The organism is Cupriavidus sp. LA-1 (genome assembly GCF_055385985.1).
Map to the genome: position 1 here is coordinate 222,945 of NZ_AP031387.1, position 21,573 is coordinate 244,517.

Consider the following 21,573-nt stretch of genomic DNA (forward strand, 5'->3'; position numbering starts at 1 on the left):
TGCGGGATGGTTGATGGCGTGCGTTGCACCGGGGCAGCGCGGGTATGTACCCAATGGTATATTTATTTACCGCTGGGTAGGATCGTAGGGGGATCGGGCATTCGCGTCAATCGGCCAAGGACTCGACCGGGCTGGCATACCGATCCCGTCATGCGAGAATTGCATCATGTCGATTGCACACAGATCCGCACCGCTGAACCCGCCGTCGAGCGCACCACCCGAGCCGCAACCGGCCCGCCCGCATATCGCCGAGCGCCAGGAGGCCCGGCGCCGCCAGATCCTCGATACCGCGGCGCAGCTCTTCTACAGCAAGGGCTACCCCGGCATGACCATGAACGATCTGTGCCGTGCGCTGGGCGTGACCAAGCCGGCGGTCTACTACTACTTTACTGACAAGTACGAGATCTTCGACATCCTGTGCCGCGAGTCGGCCCAGACCTGCCTGCCCGTGATCCGCGAGACCGCCGACCCGGCGCTGCCGGTGCGCGCGCGCCTGCAGGCCTGCCTGCTCGAGATGGCGCGGCGCTGCGTGGCCTGCCATGTGCCGGCCACGCTGAGCTTTCGCGACAACCAGTACCTGCGCCCCGACACCGTTGCGTGGCTCGACAGCATGGCGCGCGACTTCTACCGTGATCTCTATGCGTTGCTGGAAGAGGGCAAGCGCGACGGCGTGTTTGCCTTCGGCGACGCGCGCGTGACCGCGCATGCGATCGGCAGCGTGGTGGGCTTCCTGTACACCTGGCATGAGCCGGGCCGCATGGACCCTGAGACGCTGGCACAGGAGCTCGCCGCCAACATGATGAAGCTGGTGCTGCCCAGCGGCGGGTGAGCGGGTAATCGTACCTGCCGCTGTACTAGGGGTTATCCCGCTGCTTACGGCCGACCGGTGGCGCATAATGCCCGCCAGGGGCCATCGGTCAGCACCGATGGCCCCGAGGACTTCGTCTAAGTTGTTGTTTTAACCGGGGCGCACGTTTAGCATCTCGGAAAAATCGAACGACCATTCAGAAATTCAGGAGACGGTGCTATGGAAAGAATTTGGCTGAAACACTACCCGGCCGGCGTCCCTGCCGAGATCGATGCCAGCCAGTTCCGCTCGCTTGCCGCGCTGCTCGAAGCGTCTTTCCGCACCTATGCCGACCGCAAGGCCTTCATCTGCATGGACAAGGCCATCACCTACGGCGAACTGGACCAGCTCTCGGCACACTTTGCCGCATGGCTGCAGTCGCGCGGGCTGCGCCCCGGCGCACGCGTGGCGATCATGATGCCGAACGTGCTGCAGTACCCGGTGGTGCTGGCAGCGGTGCTGCGCGCGGGCTTCGTGGTGGTCAACGTCAACCCGCTCTACACCCCGCGCGAGCTCGAGCACCAGCTCAAGGACAGCGGCGCCGAGGCCATCGTGATCCTGGAGAACTTTGCCACCACGCTGCAGCAGGTGCTGGCCAGGACCCCGGTCAAGCACGTGGTGGTGGCCAGCATGGGCGATTTGTTGGGCGGGCTGAAGGGCGCGATCGTCAATTTCGTGGTGCGCAACGTCAAGAAGATGGTGCCCGCGTGGGAGCTGCCCAACTGCGTGCGCTTCAACAGCGTGCTGGCCGAAGGCCGCAGGTTGACGCTGCAGCCCGTCACCACCGGCCCGGACGACGTCGCCTTCCTGCAGTACACGGGCGGCACCACCGGCGTTTCCAAGGGCGCGGTGCTGCTGCACCGTAATATCGTGGCCAACGTGCTGCAGTCCGAGGCGTGGATGCAGCCGGCGCTGAACAAGGGCGCGCATATCGACCAGCCGATCACCATCACCGCGCTGCCGCTGTACCACATCTTTGCGCTGACGGTCTGCTGCCTGCTGGGCATGCGCAGCGGCGGCACCAGCGTGCTGATCCCGAACCCGCGCGACATCCCGGGCTTCATCAAGGAACTGCAGAAGTACAAGTTCAACATGTTCCCGGCCGTCAATACGCTGTACAACGCGCTGCTCAACAACCCGGAAATCAGCAAGGTCGATTTCTCCGGCCTGCGGGTGGCCAACGGGGGCGGCATGGCGGTGCAGGAGGCGGTGGCCAGGCAGTGGCTGGCCAAGACCGGCTGCCCGATCATCGAAGGCTACGGCCTGTCCGAGACCTCGCCCTCGGCCACCTGCAACCCGACCGATACCAATGCGTTCTCGGGCACCATCGGCATGCCGCTGCCTTCGACCGAAGTGGTGATCCGCGACGACGACGGCAACGACGTGCCGCTCGGCCAGCCGGGCGAGATCTGCATCCGCGGCCCGCAGGTGATGGCCGGCTACTGGAACCGCCCGGACGAGACCGCCAAGGTCATGGCCCCGGACGGCTTCTTCAAGACCGGTGACATCGGCGTGATGGACGAGCGCGGCTACACCAAGATCGTCGACCGCAAGAAGGACATGATCCTGGTATCGGGCTTCAACGTGTACCCGAACGAAGTCGAAGGCGTGGTCGCAGAGTGCCCGGGCGTGCTCGAAGTCGCGGCCGTGGGCGTGCCGGACACGCACTCGGGCGAGGTGGTCAAGCTGTTCGTGGTCAGGAAGGATCCGGCGCTGACCGAGGCCGATGTGATCGAGTTCTGCAAGGAGCGGCTGACCGGCTACAAGCGGCCCAAGTACGTCGAGTTCCGCACGGAGCTGCCCAAGACCAACGTCGGCAAGATCCTGCGCCGCGAACTGCGCGACAGCCGCCAGGCTGCCTGAGCGGCCCAGGCGGCGGTCGCCGCAAACGACAACGGCCTCCTGCGCGGAGGCCGTTGTGCTTTCAGGCCGCGCCGCGGCGGCTCAGCACTCGTTCGATGGCGCCAGGCGGGCTTCCTGGCTGCCGTCGGGGTAGATCACCCGCACGCATGCGCCAGGCTCCAGACCCGGCGCCGCCGGCGCGTTGGCCGACACGGTCGCGCCGTCCAGGGTCCGTACCTTGTACTGGAACAGGTCGACCTGCTGCACCGGCGCGGGTTTGTTGAACAGCTGGCTCAGGTCGAAGGCAAAGCCCACGCCCACGCCGCCGCCGCCACTGCCGCCCGCGGCGCCCACGCCGACGCTGGTGCCGCCGCCATAGTAGGGAGGCACCTGGGCGACGTCCAGTCGGGTCAGGAAGGTCTTTTCGGTGACGCGGCCGAGCTTGATGGTGGCGTTCACCGGCGTGACCTGCGGCGGCCGCGGCGTGCTGCTGCAGGCCGCCAGCACCGGCAGCAGGCCGCACAGGGTGAGGATGGCAAGCGGTTTCATGGCGAGATCAGGCTGGTCTTGAGCCGGCCCAGCAGTCGGAACAGGGCGCGCCGGTCGGTCTCGGCCAGGCCCGAGAGCAGTTGCTCGATCCAGTCCTCATGCGCGCGCGCCATGCGCGAGAACGCCGCGCGCCCGGCCGGGGTCAGGCGGATCAGGTAGGCGCGGCGGTCGGTGGGCAGGGCCTCGCGCGAGACCAGGCCTTCTTGCTGCAGCTGGTCGGTGATGCCGGTGACGTTGCCGCCGGTCACCATCATGCGGCGCGACAGCTCGCCCATCTTCAGGCCTTCCGGGTGCCGGTCGAGTTGCGCCATCAGGTCGAAGCGGGGCAGGGTACAGGCAAAGTCCTGGCGCAGCCGCGAGCGGATATCGCCCTCGATCAGGTTGGTACAGGTCAGGAGCCGCAGCCACAGGCGCAGGGCCTCGTGCCCGGTGTGATCGGCACGGGTTTCGAGATCGACCGGCGGGCTCTCGGCGCCGGCGGCAGGGGACGGGTTTGGCATCTTCAGTGCATCGCTGCGCAGGTGTGCGGCAACAGCCGCCAGGGGCCACCCGCGCTGCGGGCGGCAGACATTTGATGCCTCAAGTATATGCGCGATGCGCGCCGCCGCCCTGCCGGCGATCAAATCGTCGTCAATCGACCTTGGCGCCCGAATCCTTGACTACCCTGGCCCACTTGGCGGTCTCGGCGCGGATGAACGCGGCGAACTGCTCCGGCGTGCTGCCGACGGGCTCGGCGCCCTGCGCCTGCAGGCGCTCGCGCACGGCCGGGGCGCCCAGGGCCTTGGCCACTTCCTGCTGGATGCGGTGAACGATGTCCGGCGGCGTGCCGGCCGGCGCCAGCATGCCGAACCAGGAGCTGGCTTCGTACTGCGGCAGGCCCGCTGCCTGGGCGACAGTCGGCACCCCGGGCAGTGCCGGCGACGGCCTGGCGCTGGTGACGGCCAGCGCCTTGAGCTTGCCGCTCCTGATCAGCGCCATCGACGAAGGCAGGTTGTCGAACATCACCTGCATGGTGCCCCCCGCCAGGTCCGTCAGCGCCGGGCCGCTGCCCTTGTACGGGAAGTGGACCATGAAGGTCCGGGTCTGCGTCTTGAACAGTTCGCCGGCCAGGTGGATCGAGGTGCCGTTGCCGCTGGAGGCCATGTTGAGCTTGCCGGGATTGGCGCGCGCATAGGCGATCAGGTCCTTGACGCTATCGATCTTGTTCTGCTGCGCGAACGCCGGGTTGAGCACCAGCACGTTGGGCACGGCCGCCACCTCGGTGATCGGCGCGAAGTCCTTGATCGGGTCGAACGGCAGCTTGCCGTACAGCGACTGGTTGATGCCATGGGTGCCGACGGTGCCCATCAGCAGCGTGTATCCGTCGGGCGCGGCCTTGGCGACGATGTCGGCGCCGATATTGCCGCCGGCGCCGGGTTTGTTGTCGACCACCACGTTCCAGCCCGGCAGCCTGGCCAGTTCGGCAGCCACGGCACGGGCCAGGATGTCGGTGGTGCCGCCGGCGGCGAAGGGCACCACCAGCCGGATCGGTTTGCTCGGGTACGGATCGGCTGCCAGCACGGCCTGGCTGACGAGCACGGCGAAACTGCCGGACAGCAACAGCGCGATGGCGCGCCGGCGATTGGATGGCATGCAACGTCTCCTGGTTGGGTCCGGGCGGCCCGGTCGGGCTGGCCAGTGCATTCTAGTTGCCGCTTGCAAGGGCGCCGATGAGGTGATGCCCTATGGCCGTGAGTCGGCCGTGCCAACGAAAAAAGGCACCCGAAGGTGCCTTGCCAGTTCGAGCGGGATGCGCTTAGAACTTGTGGCGGATACCCACGGCAGCGCCGAACATGCCCTTGTCCCCGCCCGGCTTGTAGCCGTTGGCGAAGTTGATAGACGCCGTGTCGATGCCCAGGCCGGCATGCTTGGCGTAGGCCGTGGTCAGGTATACGTCGGTACGCTTGGACAGGTTGTAGTCGGCGATGAGCATGACCTGCCAGGGATTGCCACTCGGCTTGAGCGTGCTCACGGTCGAAGACTTGAAGGCCTGGTAGAAGTAGTCCAGCGTCAGGCCGAAGGCCCCGGTGACCTGGTAGTTTGCACCGGCCCAGAACATATCGTCACGAACCACGGTCCGCTCGGCCTGATCCTTGGCCTGGCCCCAGCGATAGCCTGCCATGACCTTGGCCGGGCCGAAGGCGTAGCTGCCGGCGACAGCAGCCTTCTTGACGGTGCCGGTGCCGAGGAAGGCGGCGCCACTGGTGACACTCGGGTTGGATTGGTCATAGGCGACGGTGGCGCCGAACGGGCCAGCCGCGTACGTTGCTGCGGCACCAAAGCCGGTGTCGCGGCGGAACTGGCCCGGTACTTCGCCGCTGCCGGGCGCGCCGTTGCCGAAGGACCAATGAGCTCCCACGGTCACCGGGCCGAACACACCGCTGTACTTGACCGTGTTATCCGAGCGGAAGTCCGTGCCGAGCAGGGCTACCGTCGGTTCATACAGGGTTGCATAGCCGGCTGGCGAGAAGTTGGCCAGTGCATCGAACATCGTGGTGTACTGGCGCCCCAAGGTGACCTGGCCGGCAGTGTTGCTCTTCACGCCGACGAATGCCTGACGGCCAAACAAGCGGCCGCCTTGCTGCGACTTGCCATCGTCCACGCCGAAACCGCTTTCCAGCACGAAAACTGCGCTCAGGCCACTGCCCAGGTCTTCCACACCGCGCAGGCCCCAGCGCGAGCCGGACAGGCCTCCGCCGTTCAGGGCAAAGCGGTGGTCGGAGCCGCCGCTGGGATTGACCAGATTCGTGGCAAATTCGACGTTGGCATCCACCACGCCGTAAAGCGTGACGCTCGATTGGGCCTGCGCCGCCCCAGCAAACGTGCCAAGCGCTGCCAGCGCCAGAAGCGATTTCTTCATGCTCGTTGATCTCCACTGTAAGAATTATTGGTGACTGCCCGGGAGAACCTCCTGTTGGTCTCCATCCCCCGCGCGTCAAACTTCCTTGGAAGTTGCGAAGTACTGTAACAAACAACTTTTCATTCACCAGCCGGGCTCAACCCCCTTGTCTGGTTTTAGCAACTCAGGGTTTCTGTGTAGCCAGGCGTATCAATCCAAGGCGCGATGCGGGCTGGCGCCGATTAGAGGCAAGCTACAATGCGGGTAATCCCGATGGCCCCATCGTGTGCCGCGCCACCGCTGCGCACCCCACCATGGCAGGGACTGCCGGGAACCAAGACCAACCGCCTCTGCGACATGGACACCCTGATCAAAGAATTCGACGTGGCATTGCGCGCCATCGCCGGCGCCACGCGCTCGGCGCGCGCCAACCCGGCTGACCGGCTGGCGCCGGACACCGAACAGATGAGCGCCGACGAACGCCGCCATGTGGCCGGCCTGATGCGCATCAACCATGTCGGCGAGGTCTGCGCGCAGGCCCTGTACCAGGCGCAGAAGCTGACCGCGCGCAATGGCGCCGTGCGCGCGCAGATGGATGCCGCCGCGCGCGAAGAGGAGGACCACCTGGCCTGGTGCGCCGAGCGCCTGCGCGAGCTGGGGTCGCGTCCGAGCCTGCTCAATCCGCTGTGGTATGCCGGCGCCTTTGCCATCGGCTGGGTCGCCGGCCGCGCCGGCGATCGCGTCAGCCTGGGCTTCGTCGCCGAGACCGAGCACCAGGTCGAGCACCATCTGGGCGGGCACCTGGACCGCCTGCCCGAGGCCGACGGCCGCTCGCGCGCCATCCTCGAGCAGATGCGCGACGACGAGATCCGCCACGGCGACGCCGCGCGCGCGGCCGGCGGGATGCCGTTGCCCGCGCCGGTGCGGGCGCTGATGCGCGGCGCGTCGCGCGTGATGACCACCGCCGCTTATCGCATCTGATGCGGGCCTGAAGCCAGCGTGCCCGCCGCCAGGCCCTGGATTCAGCGGGGCTGGCGGGCAATTGTTGTATCCTTTCTCGGCGCGACGGGACAGGTCTTTTCCGCGCCGCCGGCAGTTCCCCCGCAAGTGGTTCTCAGGTGGTTTCTCTGCTTTCCTCCCTAAGATCTTCATTTCATTAAGGATTCACTTTTTCGGTGCGTGAAGTGTGCGCGCTAAGTCATTGTTCTGATTCAAAAAATCTCGTTTGCTGCCCTGCTTGCAGCCTTGACCGCCCATATCGCTTCCTCTAAAGTGGGAAATAGTGTGAGGAAGTGTATTTTTGTGTGAAATTGGGCCCCGACCGTGGGATGATCTCGTCATAGTCGGAACAGAAGGATTCAAGCGCATGCCGGCCGGCAACTGGCCGGCAGGGACCGGGAGCGAGCTTGTTTCAGGGAGCGTCGGCACTCTCGCTGGATGCCAAGGGGCGGATGTCTGTTCCGTCCCGGCATCGCGAGGCGCTGCAACAGCAGGCCGAGGGCCGGGTGACGCTGACCAAGCACCCGGATGGCTGCCTGCTGCTGTTTCCCCGGCCCGAGTGGGAAAACTTCCGCACGCGCATTGCAGCGCTGCCGATGGATGCGCACTGGTGGAAGCGCATCTTCCTGGGCAACGCCGCCGACGTGGAAATGGACGGCGCGGGCCGGGTGCTGATCGCACCGGAGCTGCGCAGTGCCGCCATGCTCGACAAAGAAGTCATGCTGCTCGGCATGGGCAGCCATTTCGAAGTGTGGGATGCCGCGACATACGCCGCCAAGGAACAGCAGGCGATGGCGCAGGGCATGCCCGAAGCATTGAAGAATTTCTCTTTCTGAAGAGGTCATGAGTCCTACCGGAACACCGGCAACCCCCGCCCTGCACCATCGCACCGTGCTGCTGGACGAGGCCGTCGAGGCTCTGGTCTGGCGGCCGGACGGGATCTACGTCGACGGCACCTTCGGCAGGGGAGGGCACAGCCGGGCGGTGCTGGCCCGGCTGGGGCCAGACGGGGCCCTGGTTGCATTCGACAAGGACCCAGCAGCAATCGCAGAAGCGGGCGCCATCAAGGATGCCCGCTTCTCCATTGAGCACGCGAGCTTTGCGGCCATGGCCGAACGCCTTTCCGGGCGCGGCCATGTGGCTGGCGTGCTGCTCGACCTGGGGATCAGCTCGCCCCAGATCGATGAGGCGGCGAGGGGGTTTTCCTTTCGTTTCGAGGGCCCGCTGGACATGCGCATGGACACCACGCGCGGCATCACCGCCGCCCAGTGGCTGGCGCAGGCGGATGAGCAGGACATTGCCAGGGTGATACGAGACTATGGGGAAGAACGGTTTGCTGTACAGATTGCAAAGGCGATTGTTGCTCGCCGGCGCGAACCCGGCGATGGCGGACCCATCGCCACTACTGCCGACCTTGCCGCGCTCGTGGCGAAAGCCGTCAAAACACGCGAGAAGGGTCAGGACCCTGCGACCCGCACCTTTCAGGCTCTACGGATTCACGTCAATCAAGAGCTTGAGGACCTCGAAAGAGGGCTGAAGGCGGCGTATGAACTGCTGCAGGTCGGAGGGCGCCTGGTGGTGATCAGCTTCCACTCGCTGGAGGACCGCATCGTCAAGCGGTTCATGGCGGCGCACGCCCGTCCCCAGCAGGATGCCGACCCGGCGCTGCGCCGCGCGCCGCTGCGCGCGGCCGACCTGCCGCAACCGACGCTGCGCCTGCTCGGCCGCTACAAGCCCGGCGCCGACGAGGTGGCCGCCAACCCGCGCGCGCGCTCGGCCGTGATGCGCGTGGCCGAGAAGCTGGCGCCCGCGGCGCCTGCCGGCGGAGGTGCGCGCGCATGAACCGCCTGACCTTCTTCCTGCTCGCCGCGCTGATCCTGTGCGCGCTGTCGCTGGTGAGCGCGCAGCACCAGGCGCGCACGCTGTTCGTGGCGCTGGAGCGGGCCCAGTCTGAAGAGAAGCAGCTCGATATCGACTGGTCGCGCCTGCAGTACCAGCAGAGCGCGCTGGGCAAGAGCGCGCGCATCGCCGATACGGCGCGCGCGCAGCTGAAGATGGCGCCGGTCAACCCCGGCAAGACCCAATACCTGTCCGGCATCGTGCTGCCGCCGCCCGCCGAGGCGGCGCCGGCCAGTGCCGCGGAGGCGCGCCGATGAGCATGGCCCGTCCCAACCCGCCCCGCCGCGACCGCAACGGCACCGCCTCGCGCCCGCGCAGCGGCCAGTTCTCGGCCAGCCCGGTGCTGGGCCTGCGCCTGCCGATGTGGCGCTCCAAGCTGGTGGTGTTCATGATGTTCGCGGCCTTCGTCGCGCTCGCCGTGCGCGCGGCCTGGATCCAGGGCCCGGGCAACCAGTTCTACGAGGCCGAGGGCAAGAAGCGCTTCCAGCGCACGCTGGAGCTGCCCGCCACGCGCGGCAAGATCCTGGACCGCAACGGCCTGGTGCTGGCCACCAGCCTGCCGGTCAAGGCGATCTGGGCGGTGCCCGAAGACGTGCCCAACCAGGTCGACGCCGCCAAGATCCGCCAGCTGGCCAAGCTGCTCGGCATGTCGGAGAAAGACCTGGGCAAAAAGCTGTCCGAGGACAAGGGCTTTGTCTACCTGAAGCGCCAGGTGCTGCCCGATGTCGCCGACAAGATTGCCGCGCTGAAGATCGAAGGCATCCACCAGACCCGCGAATACAAGCGCTTCTACCCGGAAGGGGAGGCGATGGCGCATATCGTCGGCTTCACCAACGTGGAAGACCGCGGCCAGGAAGGCGTGGAGCTGGCGCGCGAGCCCGGCCTGGCCGGCCGTGCCGGCGCGCGCCAGGTGATCAAGGACCGGCTGGGCCGCGTGGTCGAGGACGTGGGCGTGCTGAAGACGCCGCGCGACGGCCAGGACATCCAGCTGTCGATCGACGCCAAGATCCAGTACCTGGCCTACAACGAGCTCAAGGCCGTGGTCGAGCGCCACAAGGCCAAGGCCGCCAGCGCGGTGGTGCTGGACGCCCAGACCGGCGAGGTGCTGGCGCTGGCCAACTGGCCCACCTACAACCCCAACGACCGCAGCCGGCTGTCCGGCGAGCAGCTGCGCAACCGCGTGCTGACCGACACCTTCGAGCCGGGCTCGATGATGAAGCCGATCACCATCGGCCTGGCGCTGCAGCTCAAGCGCGTGACGCCGTCCACGGTGGTCACCACCTCCGGCAAGTACAACTTCGAAGGCGCGACCATCAGCGATACCCATAACTACGGGGCCCTGACCGTGAGCGGCGTGATCCAGAAGTCGAGCAACATCGGCACGACCAAGATCGCGATGATGATGAAGCCGCAGGAGATGTGGGACATGTTCACCAGCGTCGGCCTCGGCCAGGCGCCCAAGATCGGCTTCCCCGGCGCCGTGGCCGGCCGCGTGCGCCCGTTCAAGAGCTGGCGGCCGATCGAGCAGGCCACGATGTCATATGGCTACGGCCTGTCGGTCTCGCTGTTCCAGATGGCGCATGCCTACACCATCTTTGCGCACGACGGCGAGCTGATCCCGGTGTCGATGTTCCGCACCAGCGGTCCGGTCACCGGCGAACGCATCCTGTCGCCGCAGGTGGCGCGCGATGTGCGCGCCATGCTCGAGACCGTGACCGCGCCCGGCGGCACCGCCCCCGAGGCGCAGGTGATGGGCTACCGCGTCGGCGGCAAGACCGGTACCGCCTACAAGCATGAAGGCCGCGGCTACAACCGCAGCAAGTACCGCGCCTCGTTCATCGGCCTGGCGCCGATGTCGAACCCGCGCGTCATCGTGGCGGTCAGCGTGGACGAGCCCACCGCCGGCAGCCACTACGGCGGCCTGGTGGCCGGCCCGGCGTTCGCGGCCATTACCGGCGGCACGCTGCGCGCACTGAATGTCCAGCCCGATTCGCCGATCCGCCAGCTGGTGGTCAGCGACAAGGTGCAGGAAAGCGAACCGTGGAGTTCGACCCAATGAGATCGACCCGATGACGGCCAAGCCCCTGCTCCCCCTCGAGGTCACCGCCCAGGCCAGCAACGCGCTGGCCTGGCTGCGTACCAACGTGGCCGCCGCAGCACAGCTCACCGGCGACACCCGGCGCCTGGCGCCCGGCGATGTGTTCTTTGCCTACGTGCTCGGCAACGCGCGCCTGGCGACCGACGGCCGCCCCTATATCGCCCAGGCGATCGCCGCCGGCGCCGGTGCCGTGGTCTACGAGGCCGACGGCTTCGACTGGCCCTTCGGCGACGTCGTGCCGCACCTGGCCGTGAGCCACCTGCACCAGCTGGCCGGCCCGATCGCCGCCGGCTGGCATGGCAACCCGGTGCGCGGCCTGGCCGTGACCGGCATCACCGGCACCAACGGCAAGACCTCGTGCAGCCAGTGGCTGGCGCGGGTGCTGCAGGCCGCCGGCACGCCCTGCGCGGCCATCGGCACGCTGGGCACCGGCTTCCCGGGCGCGCTGCAGGCCACCGGCTTCACCACGCCCGACGCGGTGCAGCTGCAGGCCAGCCTGGCCGCGCTGCATGACGCCGGCGCACGCGCGGTGGCGATGGAAGTGTCCTCGCACGGCCTGGAGCAGGAGCGCGTGGCCGGCACGCATTTCTCGGTGGCGGTGCTGACCAACCTGACCCAGGACCACCTCGACTACCACGGCTCGATGGCCGAGTACGAGGCCGCCAAGAGCCGCCTGTTCCGCTGGGACGGCTTGCGCACGGCCGTCATCAACCGCGACGACGCCATGGGCCGGCGCCTGCTGGCGGCCGATGCCGCCGCCATCGCCGCGCCGCACGTGATCGAATACGGCATCGACGGCCCGGGCGCGGCCATGGTGCGCGGCCCGCGCGGCGAGTGGCTGCGCGCGACCGACGTGCGCGCCACGCCCACCGGCACCGCCTTCCATATCGACGGCAGCTTCGGCAGCGCCGAAATGGCCACGCCGATGATCGGCGCCTTCAACGTCAGCAACCTGCTGGCAGTGCTGGGCGCGGCGCTGGCCAATGGCGTGCCGTGGGACGCGGCCATTGCCGCGCTGCGCGCGCTGACGCCGGTGGAAGGACGCATGGAGCTGTTCGGCGCCGGCGGCGGCCCGGATGCGCCGCTGGCCGTGGTCGACTACGCCCATACGCCCGACGCGCTGGAACAGACCCTGGCCGCGCTGCGCCCGGTGGCGCAGGCGCGCAACGGCCGCCTGTGGTGCGTGTTCGGCTGCGGCGGCGACCGCGACCCGATCAAGCGTCCGCTGATGGGCGCGGTGGCCGAGCGCCTGGCTGACGAGGTCATCCTGACCAGCGACAACCCGCGCAGCGAAGACCCGCAGGAGATCCTGGAAGCCATTGCCGACGGCATGGCCGAGCGCGCGCGCGGGCGCCAGATCGAAGACCGCGCCGCCGCCATCCTCTATGCCGTCAGGCACGCGGCCGCGGCCGACGTGGTGCTGGTGGCGGGCAAGGGCCATGAGGCCACCCAGGAGATCCAGGGCCGCAAGCGCCCGTTCTCCGATCGCGAACACGTACGCCTGGCACTGGCCACACGCGGAGTATCGGCATGAGCCAGACCCCAATGACTACCTTGCAGCAAGCCGCCGGCTGGATCGCCGGCGCGCGCGTTCGCGGCGACGGCGCCGTGCAGTTTGCGCGCGTGCATACCGACAGCCGCAGCGTCGGGCCCGGCGACCTGTTCGTCGCCCTCAAGGGCGAGCGCTTCGACGCGCACGACTTTATCGCCGACGTGGTGGCGCGCGGCGCCGCCGCGGTGCTGGTCAGCCGTGAGGTCGATGCCGGCGTGCCGGCCATCGTCGCGCCGGATACGCGCCTTGCGCTGGGCGAGCTGGGCGCAGGCTGGCGCCGCCAGTTCACCCTGCCGGCGGTGGCGGTGACCGGCAGCAACGGCAAGACCACGGTCAAGGAAATGATCGCGGCCATCTTTGCCGCGGCGGTGGGCGAGGACCAGCGCCTGGCCACCGGCGGCAACCTGAACAACGATATCGGCCTGCCGCTGACGGTGTTGCGCCTGCGCGCCACGCACAAGCTGGCGGTGCTTGAGCTTGGCATGAACCATCCGGGCGAGACCGTCTACCTGGCCGGCATCGCCCAGCCCACCGTGGCGGTGATCACCAACGCGCAGCGCGAGCACCAGGAATTCATGGTCAGCGTGGAAGCCGTGGCGCACGAGCATGCCGCCGCGATCGCGGCGCTGCCGGCCGGCGGCGTAGCGGTGTACCCGTTCGACGCGGAAAGCGGCGGCGCTCACGCGCCGGTGTGGCGCGAGGCCGCGGGCGCACGCCGCGCGCTGTCGTTCGGTACCTCGCAGCGCGCCGATGTGCACGCCACCGTGACGCTGGTCGACGGCGCCCAGGTGATGCAGGTGCGCGCGCCTGGCCATGCCTTCGACGTACGCCTGGCGCTGCTGGGCGAGCACAACGTGCGCAACGCGCTGGCCGCCATCGCCTGCGCGCTGGCCGCGGGTGTGCACGTGCCCGCGATCCAGTCGGGCCTGGCCGGATTCAGTGCGGTCAAGGGCCGGCTGCAGGTCAAGTACACGACGGGTGGGACGGTAGTCATCGACGACACCTATAACGCCAACCCCGACTCCATGCGCGCCGCCATCGACGTGCTGGCCGGCTTTGCCGCGCCGCGCGTGCTGGTGCTGGGCGACATGGGCGAAGTCGGCGACCAGGGTCCGGCATTCCACGAAGAGATCGGTGCCTACGCGAAGGCGCGCGGCGTCGGCACGCTGTGGGCGACCGGCGAACTGGCCGTGCATGCGGTGCAGGCATTCGGTGCCGGCGCCCGGCATTTCGGCACCGCGGAAGACCTGGTGACGGCACTGGAGGAAGACAGCAGGGGCATGGTGGCGCAAGCGGGCGCCGTGCTGGTGAAGGGATCGCGCTTCATGCGCATGGAACGGATGGTCGCGGCGCTGGTCGCAGACACTTCCGCCCACTAAATAAGACAACACGATGTTATTGGCTCTGGCCCAGTGGCTGCAAAACGACTACAGCTTCCTCCGGGTCGTCAACTACCTGACTTTCCGCGCGGTGATGGCCAACCTCACCGCGCTGCTGATCGGGCTGGCGTTTGGTCCGTGGGTGATCCGCAAGCTGACCGAGCTGAAGGTCGGCCAGGCGGTGCGCACCATCGGCCCGCAGACGCACCTGGTCAAGTCCGGCACGCCGACCATGGGCGGCGTGCTGGTGCTGGTTTCGATCGCGGTGTCGACGCTGCTGTGGTGCGACTGGGGCAACCGGTTTATCTGGGTGGTGATGCTGGTCACCTTCGGCTACGGCGCCATCGGCTGGGTCGACGACTACCGCAAGGTGGTGTATCGCGATCCGCGCGGCATGTCGAGCCGCGAGAAGTTCTTCTGGCAGACGCTGATCGGCCTGGTGGCCGCGGTCTACCTGGCGTTCTCGGTGTCGGAAAGCAGCAACGTGAGGGTGTGGGACCTGTTCCTGAGCTGGGTCGAGGGCGGGCTGTCGCTGGACATGCCCTACAAGTCCAACCTGATCGTGCCTTTCTTCAAGGAGATCAGCTACCCGCTGGGCGTGGCCGGCTTCATCGTGCTGACCTACCTGGTGATCGTGGGCTCGAGCAATGCCGTCAACCTGACCGACGGCCTGGACGGCCTGGTGATCATGCCGGTGGTGCTGGTCGGCAGCGGCCTGGGTGTGTTTGCGTATGTGATGGGCAGCGCGGTCTACAGCAAGTACCTGCTGTTTCCGCATATCCCGGGCGCGGGCGAGCTGCTGATCTTCTGCTCGGCGCTGGCCGGGGCGGGGCTCGCGTTCCTGTGGTTCAACGCGCACCCGGCGCAGGTATTCATGGGCGACGTCGGCGCGCTGGCGCTGGGCGGCGCGCTGGGCACGGTGGCGGTGATCGTGCGCCAGGAGATCGTGCTGTTCGTGATGGGCGGCATCTTCGTGGTGGAAACGCTGTCGGTGATGCTGCAGGTGACGTGGTTCAAGATCACCAAGCGCCGTTATGGCGAAGGCAGGCGGCTGTTCCGGATGGCGCCGCTGCATCACCATTTCGAACTGGGCGGCTGGAAGGAAACCCAGGTCACGGTGCGCTTCTGGATCATCACCATGCTGCTGGTGCTGATCGGGTTGTCGACGCTGAAGTTGCGTTAATGGCGGCGCAGGTCAGGGACTGACGGCGCTCTCTCTATAGATACAGGAAACCAAAGGCAGGAAATCGAAGTGTTTGGCGAGCTGCAGAAACCTCATGTGCTGGTACTGGGCCTCGGTGAGTCGGGGCTGGCCATGGCGCGCTGGTGTGGCCTGAACGGCTGCGCGGTGCGCGTGGCCGACACGCGCGAGGCCCCCGCCAACCTTGTCTTCCTGCAGGCCGAGCTGACCTCGGCCGAATTCGTCGGCGGCCCGTTTGCCGAAAGCCTGCTCGACGGCATCGGCCTGGTGGCGATCAGCCCCGGCCTGTCGCCGCTGGAAGCCGGCACCGGCGCGCTGCTGGCCGCGGCGCAGGCGCGCGGCATCCCGGTGTGGGGAGAGATCGAGCTGTTCGTGCGCGCGCTGCGCCACCTGGAAGCCGAGTCCGGCTACGCGCCGAAGATCCTGGCCATCACCGGCACCAACGGCAAGACCACCACCACCGCGCTGACCGGCGGGCTGGTGGAGCGCGCCGGCAAGAGCGTGGCGGTGGCGGGCAATATCAGCCCGTCGGCGCTGGACAAGCTGTCAGCCTGCATCGCCTCGGCATCGCTGCCGGACGTCTGGGTGCTGGAGCTGTCCAGCTTCCAGCTGGAAACCACGCATACGCTGGCGCCGGCCGCGGCGACCGTGCTCAACGTCACCCAGGACCACCTGGACTGGCATGGCTCGATGGAGGCCTACGCCGCGTCCAAGGCCCGCATTTTCGGGCCGGCTGGCAGCGAGTGCGTGCAGGTGCTCAACCGCAACGACCGCCTGACCCTGGACATGGCGCGCCCCGGGCGCACCCTGCTGACCTTCGGCACCGACCTGCCGGAAGCGCCCGGCAGCTTCGGCATCTTGCGCGAAGGCGGCATGCCCTGGCTGGTGCTGGCCGAACCCGATCCGGATGCGGAAGGGGAGGGCAAGCCGCGCCGCCGCAAGGCCGCCGAGGCGACTCAGGAAGCCATGCCGGTGCGCCACAAGCGCCTGATGCCGGCCGACGCGCTGCATATCCGCGGCATGCACAACGCCACCAACGCGATGGCCGCGCTGGCGCTGTGCCGGGCCATCGACCTGCCCATGAACGCACTGCTGCACGGCCTGCGCGAGTACCGCGGCGAGCCGCACCGAGTCGAGTGGGTCGCCACCATCGACGACGTGGAGTATTTCGACGACAGCAAGGGCACCAACGTGGGTGCTACCGTGGCCGCGCTGTCGGGGCTGGACAAGCGCGTGGTGCTGATCGCCGGTGGCGAAGGCAAGGGCCAGGACTTCTCGCCGCTGGCCGCGCCGGTGGCGCAGTACGCGCGCGCGGTGGTGCTGATCGGCCGCGCGGCGGGTGAGCTGCGCGAGGTGCTGACTGCGGCCCTGCAAGGCAGCGGCGCCAGCATGGTCGACGCCACCACGCTGGAAGAGGCCGTGACGAAGGCCGCCGAACTGGCCGAAGCCGGCGATGTGGTGCTGCTGTCGCCGGCGTGCGCCAGCCTCGACATGTTCCGCAACTACGTGCATCGCGCCGAGGTCTTCCGCGGCGCGGTGGAAGAACTGGCCCTGTCCCGGGGGATCCTGCCATGAGCGACGCACAGGTCAAGCGCAGCGGTTTTATCGGCGCCACCATCGGCAATGCCTGGGGTGGCCTGCGCGACGCGGTGTCGGGCGTCAAGCCGACCCGTTCGCGCATGATGGAGTATGACCAGCCCATGCTGTGGGTCTCGATCGTGCTGCTCGCGCTCGGCCTGGTGATGGTCTATTCGGCCTCGATCGCGCTGCCGGACTCGCCGCGCTACGCCAACTACCGCGAAAGCCACTTCCTGCTGCGGCACGCGTTCGCGCTCCTGATCGGGCTGTCGGTCGGGCTGGCCGCGTTCCAGATCCCGGTAAAGGTGTGGGACCGCTATGCGCCCAAGCTCTTTATCGTGGCGCTGGTCCTGCTGGTGATCGTGCTGGTGCCGTTCATCGGCAAGGGCGTGAACGGCGCGCGGCGCTGGATTCCACTGGGGGTGATGAACTTCCAGCCGTCGGAGCTGATGAAGCTGGCGGTGGTGCTGTATGCCGCCAACTACACCGTGCGCAAGCAGGAGTGGATGCAGACCGTGTCCAAGGGCTTCCTGCCGATGGGCGTGGCGGTGGTGGTGGTGGGCATGCTGCTGCTGCTGGAACCCGACATGGGCGCGTTCCTGGTGATCGCCGCGGTGGCGATGGGCATCCTGTTCCTGGGCGGCATCAACGGCAAGCTGTTTGCCGGACTGGTCGGCGTGGCGGTGGGCGCGTTCGCGCTGCTGATCACCGCTTCCCCCTGGCGGCGCGAGCGGATCTTCGCCTACCTGAACCCATGGGAAGAGAACAACGCGCTGGGCAAGGCCTACCAGCTGACTCACTCGCTGATCGCTTTCGGCCGCGGCGAGTGGACCGGCGTGGGGCTGGGCGGCAGTATCGAGAAGCTGCACTACCTGCCCGAAGCGCATACCGACTTCATTCTGGCGGTGATCGGCGAGGAATTTGGCTTTATCGGCGTGCTGGTGGTGATCGTGCTGTTCTACTGGCTGGTGCGCCGCTCCTTCGGTATCGGCCGCACCGCGCTGCAGCTGGACCGCACCTTTGCCGGCCTGGTGGCCAAGGGCATCGGCGTGTGGATCGGCTGGCAGACCTTTATCAACATGGGCGTGAACCTGGGCCTGCTGCCGACCAAGGGGCTGACGCTGCCGCTGGTCAGCTATGGCGGCTCGGGGATCCTGATGAACTGCGTGGCGCTGGCGATCCTGCTGCGCATTGACTACGAGAATCGAGTACTGATGCGCGGAGGGAAGGTATGACCCAACCGCGCACCCTGCTCGTGATGGCCGGCGGCACCGGGGGACATGTGTTCCCGGGGCTGGCGGTCGCGCAGGCGCTGCGCGAGCAGGGCTGGAAAGTGGTGTGGCTGGGCAATCGCACCGGCATGGAAGCCACGCTGGTGCCCAGGCACGGCATCCCGATGGAGTTCATCCAGTTCGGCGGACTGCGCGGCAAGGGGCTGGTGACCAAGTTCCTGCTGCCGCTGAACCTGCTGCGTGCGTTCTGGCAGAGCATCGTCGCGCTGCGTCGGGTGCGCCCGAGCGTGGTGCTTGGCATGGGCGGCTATATCACCTTCCCGGCGGGGATGATGGCCTCGCTGCTGGGGCGCCCGCTGGTGCTGCACGAGCAGAACTCGATCGCGGGCCTGGCCAACAAGGTGCTGGCCAAAGTGGCCGACCGCGTGCTGTGCGCATTCCCGGATGCTCTACCCGGCGGTGAATGGACGGGCAACCCGGTGCGCGCGGAACTGGCGCACCTGGACGCCCCCGAGGCGCGCTACGACCAGCGCGGCGGCCCGCTGCGCATCCTGGTGGTGGGCGGCAGCCTGGGCGCCGCGGCGCTCAACGAGGTGGTGCCCAGGGCCATCGCGCTGTTGCCTGAAGGCGAGCGCCCGGTGGTGACGCACCAGGCGGGCGCGAAGCAGATCGATACGCTGCGCGCCAACTATGCGGCCGCGCGGGTGCCGGCGCAGACGCTGCCGTTTATCGACGACATGGCCAGGGCCTATGCCGACGCGGACCTGGTGATCTGCCGCGCCGGCGCGATGACGGTCTCGGAAGTGGCCGCGGCGGGCGTGGCGGCGCTGTTCGTGCCGTTCCCGCACGCGGTGGACGACCACCAGACCACCAACGCAAAGTTTTTGTCGGGTCAGGGCGCGGCCCTGCTCGTGCAGCAAAAAGACCTGACGGCCGAAGGCCTGGCGCGGACCATCGCCAGCCTGACCCGGCCGCAGCTGAAAGACATGGCGCGCCTGGCGCGCGGACTGGCCAGGCCAGAGGCTACCCGGCGCGTTGCCGAGGTATGCAGCGAGCTGGCCAGGGACTGAAGCCTATACAAGCAGCAATCGAATGAAGCATATCGTCAAGAACATCCACTTCGTGGGCATCGGCGGGGCCGGCATGAGCGGCATCGCCGAGGTCCTGCTGAACCTGGGATACAAGGTCTCGGGCTCCGACGTGGGCAACAATGCCGCCACGCGGCGCCTGGCGTCGCTGGGCGCCACGGTGATGCACGGCCATGACGCGGCCAACGTGACCGGCGCCAACGCCGTGGTGGTGTCGACCGCGGTCAGCGGCGACAACCCCGAAGTGCTGGCCGCCCGCAGCAAGCGCATCCCGGTGGTGCCGCGCGCGGTGATGCTGGCCGAGCTGATGCGCCTGAAGCAGGGCGTGGCCATCGCCGGCACGCACGGCAAGACCACCACCACCAGCCTGGTGGCGTCGGTGCTGGCTGAAGGCGGGCTGGACCCGACCTTCGTGATCGGCGGCCGCCTGAACTCGGCCGGCGCCAATGCGCGCCTGGGCACGGGCGACTTCATCGTGGCCGAGGCCGACGAGTCGGACGCATCGTTCCTGAACCTGTTCCCGGTCATGGAGGTCATCACCAATATCGACGCCGACCACATGGACACCTACGGGCACGATTTTGCCCGGCTCAAGCAGGCGTTCATCGAGTTCACCCAGCGGCTGCCGTTCTACGGCATCGCGGTGCTGTGCGTGGACGACCCCAACGTGCGCGAGATCCTGCCGTTCGTGTCCAAGCCGGTGGTGCGCTACGGCTTTGCCGAAGACGCGCAGATCCGCGCCGTGGACGCGCGCGCGGTCGACGGCCAGATGCATTTCACCGTGCGGCGCCAGCTCAACGGCCATGCCGAGCCGCCGCTGGAGATCGTGCTGAACCTGCCCGGCCTGCACAACGTGCAGAACGCGCTGGCGGCGATCGCCATCGCCACCGAGCTGGAAGTCCCCGATGCCGCCATCGTCAAGGCGTTGCGCGAATTCCACGGCGTGGGCCGGCGCTTCCAGCGCTACGGCGAGGTGGCCACGCCCGACGGCGCCGGCACCTTCACCCTGGTGGACGACTACGGCCATCACCCGGTTGAGATGGCGGCCACGCTGGCCGCCGCGCGCGGCGCGTTCCCGGGGCGCCGCCTGGTGCTGGCGTTCCAGCCGCACCGCTTTACCCGTACGCGGGATTGCTTTGAGGACTTCGTCAAAGTGCTGGGCACCGTCGATGCCCTGCTGCTGGCCGAGGTCTACGCCGCCGGCGAAGCCCCGATCGTGGCCGCCGACGGCCGTGCGCTGACCCGCGCGCTGCGCGTGGCCGGCAAGGTAGAACCTGTTTTCGTGGAGCAGATGGAAGACATGCCGCAGGCCATCCTGAATGCCGTCCGGCCCGGCGATGTGGTCGTGACAATGGGCGCGGGCTCGATCGGAGGCGTGCCCGGACAACTGGTGTCGCACCAGCAACCGCTGCAGCAAGGGAGCCAGGCATGAGCTTCGTCGCCCATCCCAATATCGATCCCAGGTCGCTGGGCAAGGTCGGCGTGCTGCTGGGCGGGCGCTCGGCCGAGCGCGAGATCTCGCTGATGTCCGGCAACGGCGTGCTGGCCGCGCTGCTCTCGCGCGGCGTGGACGCGCATGGATTCGATCCGGGCCTGCAGGGCGTGGCCGAGCTGGCCGCGGCCGGCTTTGACCGTGTCTTTATCGCGCTGCATGGCCGCTACGGCGAGGACGGCACCATCCAGGGCCTGCTCGAGCAGCTGGGCGTGCCGTACACCGGCAGCGGCGTGCTGGCCTCGGCCATGGCCATGGACAAGCAGGCCACCAAGCGCCTGTGGATGACCCACGATCTGGCCACGCCGCGCTTTGCCATGCTGCATGCGGGCACCGACTTCGACGCCGTGGCCGCCGACCTGGGCCTGCCGCTGATCGTCAAGCCGGCGCGCGAGGGCTCGTCGATCGGCCTGACCAAGGTCACCGCGGCGGACCAGATGCGCGCGGCCTTCGAGAAGGCCGCGGCGCTGGACCACGACGTCATCGCCGAGACCTTTATCGACGGCGCCGAGCTGACCTGCCCGATCGTGGGCGAGGGCGACACCGCCGAAGCGCTGCCCGTCATCCGCATCGTCGCGCCCGAAGCCAACTACGACTATCAAAATAAGTACTTTACTGACGATACCCAGTACTTGTGCCCGTCGGGCCTGGACCCTGCAGTCGAACGCGAAGTCCAGGCGCTGGCGGTGCAGGCCTACCGCGTCCTTGGCTGCCGCGGCTGGGCGCGCGCCGATGTGATGCTGCGCGCCGACGGCAAGCCTTTCCTGCTCGAGATGAATACCTCGCCCGGCATGACCGGCCATTCGCTGGTGCCGATGGCGGCGCGCGCGGTCGGCATCAGCTACGAGGACTTCGTCATGCAGGTGGTGGCTGCCGCAACGCTGGACCTGCATCCGAACGAGCATTGGAAACCCGAGTAACGCAACCGAACAGGACCCC

General features: G+C 68.0%; 19 protein-coding genes. 15 read left to right on the forward strand and 4 right to left on the reverse strand.

All coding sequences use genetic code 11. The features are described from left to right. The first annotated feature begins 166 nt into the window (after nt 1-166). Both ACZ5MJ_RS01150 and ACZ5MJ_RS01155 read left to right on the forward strand, forming a co-directional pair. Complete coding sequence (locus tag ACZ5MJ_RS01150; RefSeq protein WP_464221741.1) at nt 167-829, forward strand: TetR/AcrR family transcriptional regulator; 663 nt, start codon at nt 167-169, stop codon at nt 827-829. Nucleotides 830-1,027: 198 nt separating this feature from the next. After that, the gene (locus ACZ5MJ_RS01155; RefSeq protein ID WP_464221743.1) at nt 1,028-2,710 is read left to right on the forward strand and encodes a long-chain-fatty-acid--CoA ligase; all 1,683 of its coding nucleotides are present in this window, start codon (nt 1,028-1,030) and stop codon (nt 2,708-2,710) included. Between the two features lie 81 nt (nt 2,711-2,791). Here ACZ5MJ_RS01155 and ACZ5MJ_RS01160 read toward each other — a convergent pair whose 3' ends face one another. The 4 genes from ACZ5MJ_RS01160 to ACZ5MJ_RS01175 form a co-directional block, all read right to left on the reverse strand. Then, nucleotides 2,792-3,238: a hypothetical protein gene (locus ACZ5MJ_RS01160; RefSeq protein WP_464221744.1), complete on the reverse strand. Its 447-nt coding sequence runs from the start codon at nt 3,236-3,238 to the stop codon at nt 2,792-2,794. After that, a complete protein-coding gene (locus tag ACZ5MJ_RS01165; protein ID WP_464221746.1) occupies nt 3,235-3,738 on the reverse strand; it encodes a MarR family winged helix-turn-helix transcriptional regulator in 504 nt (167 codons plus the stop codon). Before ACZ5MJ_RS01165 ends, ACZ5MJ_RS01160 begins: the two co-directional genes overlap by 4 nt. A gap of 130 nt (nt 3,739-3,868) precedes the next feature. After that, nucleotides 3,869-4,870: a Bug family tripartite tricarboxylate transporter substrate binding protein gene (locus ACZ5MJ_RS01170; RefSeq protein WP_464221748.1), complete on the reverse strand. Its 1,002-nt coding sequence runs from the start codon at nt 4,868-4,870 to the stop codon at nt 3,869-3,871. A gap of 163 nt (nt 4,871-5,033) precedes the next feature. Further along, nucleotides 5,034-6,137 (reverse strand): porin, encoded by a 1,104-nt coding sequence (locus ACZ5MJ_RS01175; RefSeq protein WP_464221749.1) that lies wholly within the window; start codon nt 6,135-6,137, stop codon nt 5,034-5,036. A 336-nt stretch (nt 6,138-6,473) separates the two neighbouring features. Between ACZ5MJ_RS01175 and coq7 the strand changes: the two genes are divergently transcribed. The 13 genes from coq7 to ACZ5MJ_RS01240 all read left to right on the forward strand — a co-directional run bounded on the left by coq7 (nt 6,474) and on the right by ACZ5MJ_RS01240 (nt 21,554). Then, complete coding sequence (gene coq7 / locus ACZ5MJ_RS01180; RefSeq protein WP_464221750.1) at nt 6,474-7,097, forward strand: 2-polyprenyl-3-methyl-6-methoxy-1,4-benzoquinone monooxygenase; 624 nt, start codon at nt 6,474-6,476, stop codon at nt 7,095-7,097. A 425-nt stretch (nt 7,098-7,522) separates the two neighbouring features. Further along, nucleotides 7,523-7,951 carry a division/cell wall cluster transcriptional repressor MraZ gene (gene mraZ / locus ACZ5MJ_RS01185; protein ID WP_432258323.1) on the forward strand — a complete coding sequence of 143 codons (429 nt, stop codon included), beginning with the start codon at nt 7,523-7,525 and terminating at the stop codon, nt 7,949-7,951. Between the two features lie 7 nt (nt 7,952-7,958). After that, complete coding sequence (rsmH, locus tag ACZ5MJ_RS01190; RefSeq protein ID WP_464221752.1) at nt 7,959-8,957, forward strand: 16S rRNA (cytosine(1402)-N(4))-methyltransferase RsmH; 999 nt, start codon at nt 7,959-7,961, stop codon at nt 8,955-8,957. Beyond that, nucleotides 8,954-9,271 (forward strand): cell division protein FtsL, encoded by a 318-nt coding sequence (ftsL, locus tag ACZ5MJ_RS01195; RefSeq protein WP_432258321.1) that lies wholly within the window; start codon nt 8,954-8,956, stop codon nt 9,269-9,271. The genes rsmH and ftsL overlap by 4 nt, the downstream gene beginning before the upstream one ends. Next, nucleotides 9,268-11,073, forward strand: coding sequence for a peptidoglycan D,D-transpeptidase FtsI family protein (locus tag ACZ5MJ_RS01200; protein WP_464221754.1), 1,806 nt, complete (start codon nt 9,268-9,270; stop codon nt 11,071-11,073). Before ftsL ends, ACZ5MJ_RS01200 begins: the two co-directional genes overlap by 4 nt. 10 nt (nt 11,074-11,083) lie before the next feature. Then, complete coding sequence (locus ACZ5MJ_RS01205) at nt 11,084-12,646, forward strand: UDP-N-acetylmuramoyl-L-alanyl-D-glutamate--2,6-diaminopimelate ligase (protein ID WP_464221756.1); 1,563 nt, start codon at nt 11,084-11,086, stop codon at nt 12,644-12,646. Then, on the forward strand, nt 12,643-14,043 hold the full coding sequence (locus ACZ5MJ_RS01210) for a UDP-N-acetylmuramoyl-tripeptide--D-alanyl-D-alanine ligase (protein WP_464221758.1): 1,401 nt from the start codon (nt 12,643-12,645) through the stop codon (nt 14,041-14,043). The genes ACZ5MJ_RS01205 and ACZ5MJ_RS01210 overlap by 4 nt, the downstream gene beginning before the upstream one ends. A 13-nt stretch (nt 14,044-14,056) precedes the next feature. Further along, nucleotides 14,057-15,226 (forward strand): phospho-N-acetylmuramoyl-pentapeptide-transferase, encoded by a 1,170-nt coding sequence (mraY, locus tag ACZ5MJ_RS01215; RefSeq protein WP_432258318.1) that lies wholly within the window; start codon nt 14,057-14,059, stop codon nt 15,224-15,226. Nucleotides 15,227-15,295: 69 nt separating this feature from the next. Next, entirely contained in the window at nt 15,296-16,819 is a 1,524-nt protein-coding gene (gene murD, locus ACZ5MJ_RS01220) for a UDP-N-acetylmuramoyl-L-alanine--D-glutamate ligase (RefSeq protein ID WP_464221759.1), read from the forward strand. Next, complete coding sequence (ftsW, locus tag ACZ5MJ_RS01225; RefSeq protein WP_464221760.1) at nt 16,816-18,057, forward strand: putative lipid II flippase FtsW; 1,242 nt, start codon at nt 16,816-16,818, stop codon at nt 18,055-18,057. The genes murD and ftsW overlap by 4 nt, the downstream gene beginning before the upstream one ends. Further along, nucleotides 18,054-19,124, forward strand: coding sequence for an undecaprenyldiphospho-muramoylpentapeptide beta-N-acetylglucosaminyltransferase (gene murG, locus ACZ5MJ_RS01230; protein WP_464221762.1), 1,071 nt, complete (start codon nt 18,054-18,056; stop codon nt 19,122-19,124). Before ftsW ends, murG begins: the two co-directional genes overlap by 4 nt. Before the next feature lie 22 nt (nt 19,125-19,146). Continuing rightward, on the forward strand, nt 19,147-20,574 hold the full coding sequence (murC, locus tag ACZ5MJ_RS01235; protein WP_464221764.1) for a UDP-N-acetylmuramate--L-alanine ligase: 1,428 nt from the start codon (nt 19,147-19,149) through the stop codon (nt 20,572-20,574). Beyond that, nucleotides 20,571-21,554, forward strand: coding sequence for a D-alanine--D-alanine ligase (locus ACZ5MJ_RS01240; protein ID WP_464221765.1), 984 nt, complete (start codon nt 20,571-20,573; stop codon nt 21,552-21,554). The genes murC and ACZ5MJ_RS01240 overlap by 4 nt, the downstream gene beginning before the upstream one ends. Nucleotides 21,555-21,573: the final 19 nt, after the last annotated feature.

Bases quoted from the DNA above. Each gene is read 5' to 3' on its own strand.
- mraY (WP_432258318.1), top strand. From the start codon at position 14,057: ATGTTATTGGCTCTGGCCCAGTGGCTGCAAAACGACTACAGCTTCCTC.
- ACZ5MJ_RS01165 (WP_464221746.1), bottom strand. From the start codon at position 3,738: ATGCCAAACCCGTCCCCTGCCGCCGGCGCCGAGAGCCCGCCGGTCGAT.
- murG (WP_464221762.1), top strand. From the start codon at position 18,054: ATGACCCAACCGCGCACCCTGCTCGTGATGGCCGGCGGCACCGGGGGA.
- ACZ5MJ_RS01175 (WP_464221749.1), bottom strand. From the start codon at position 6,137: ATGAAGAAATCGCTTCTGGCGCTGGCAGCGCTTGGCACGTTTGCTGGG.
- ftsL (WP_432258321.1), top strand. From the start codon at position 8,954: ATGAACCGCCTGACCTTCTTCCTGCTCGCCGCGCTGATCCTGTGCGCG.
- ACZ5MJ_RS01150 (WP_464221741.1), top strand. From the start codon at position 167: ATGTCGATTGCACACAGATCCGCACCGCTGAACCCGCCGTCGAGCGCA.
- ACZ5MJ_RS01210 (WP_464221758.1), top strand. From the start codon at position 12,643: ATGAGCCAGACCCCAATGACTACCTTGCAGCAAGCCGCCGGCTGGATC.
- ACZ5MJ_RS01205 (WP_464221756.1), top strand. From the start codon at position 11,084: ATGACGGCCAAGCCCCTGCTCCCCCTCGAGGTCACCGCCCAGGCCAGC.
- ACZ5MJ_RS01240 (WP_464221765.1), top strand. From the start codon at position 20,571: ATGAGCTTCGTCGCCCATCCCAATATCGATCCCAGGTCGCTGGGCAAG.
- ACZ5MJ_RS01200 (WP_464221754.1), top strand. From the start codon at position 9,268: ATGAGCATGGCCCGTCCCAACCCGCCCCGCCGCGACCGCAACGGCACC.
- ACZ5MJ_RS01160 (WP_464221744.1), bottom strand. From the start codon at position 3,238: ATGAAACCGCTTGCCATCCTCACCCTGTGCGGCCTGCTGCCGGTGCTG.
- coq7 (WP_464221750.1), top strand. From the start codon at position 6,474: ATGGACACCCTGATCAAAGAATTCGACGTGGCATTGCGCGCCATCGCC.
- ACZ5MJ_RS01170 (WP_464221748.1), bottom strand. From the start codon at position 4,870: ATGCCATCCAATCGCCGGCGCGCCATCGCGCTGTTGCTGTCCGGCAGT.
- ftsW (WP_464221760.1), top strand. From the start codon at position 16,816: ATGAGCGACGCACAGGTCAAGCGCAGCGGTTTTATCGGCGCCACCATC.
- ACZ5MJ_RS01155 (WP_464221743.1), top strand. From the start codon at position 1,028: ATGGAAAGAATTTGGCTGAAACACTACCCGGCCGGCGTCCCTGCCGAG.
- rsmH (WP_464221752.1), top strand. From the start codon at position 7,959: ATGAGTCCTACCGGAACACCGGCAACCCCCGCCCTGCACCATCGCACC.
- murC (WP_464221764.1), top strand. From the start codon at position 19,147: ATGAAGCATATCGTCAAGAACATCCACTTCGTGGGCATCGGCGGGGCC.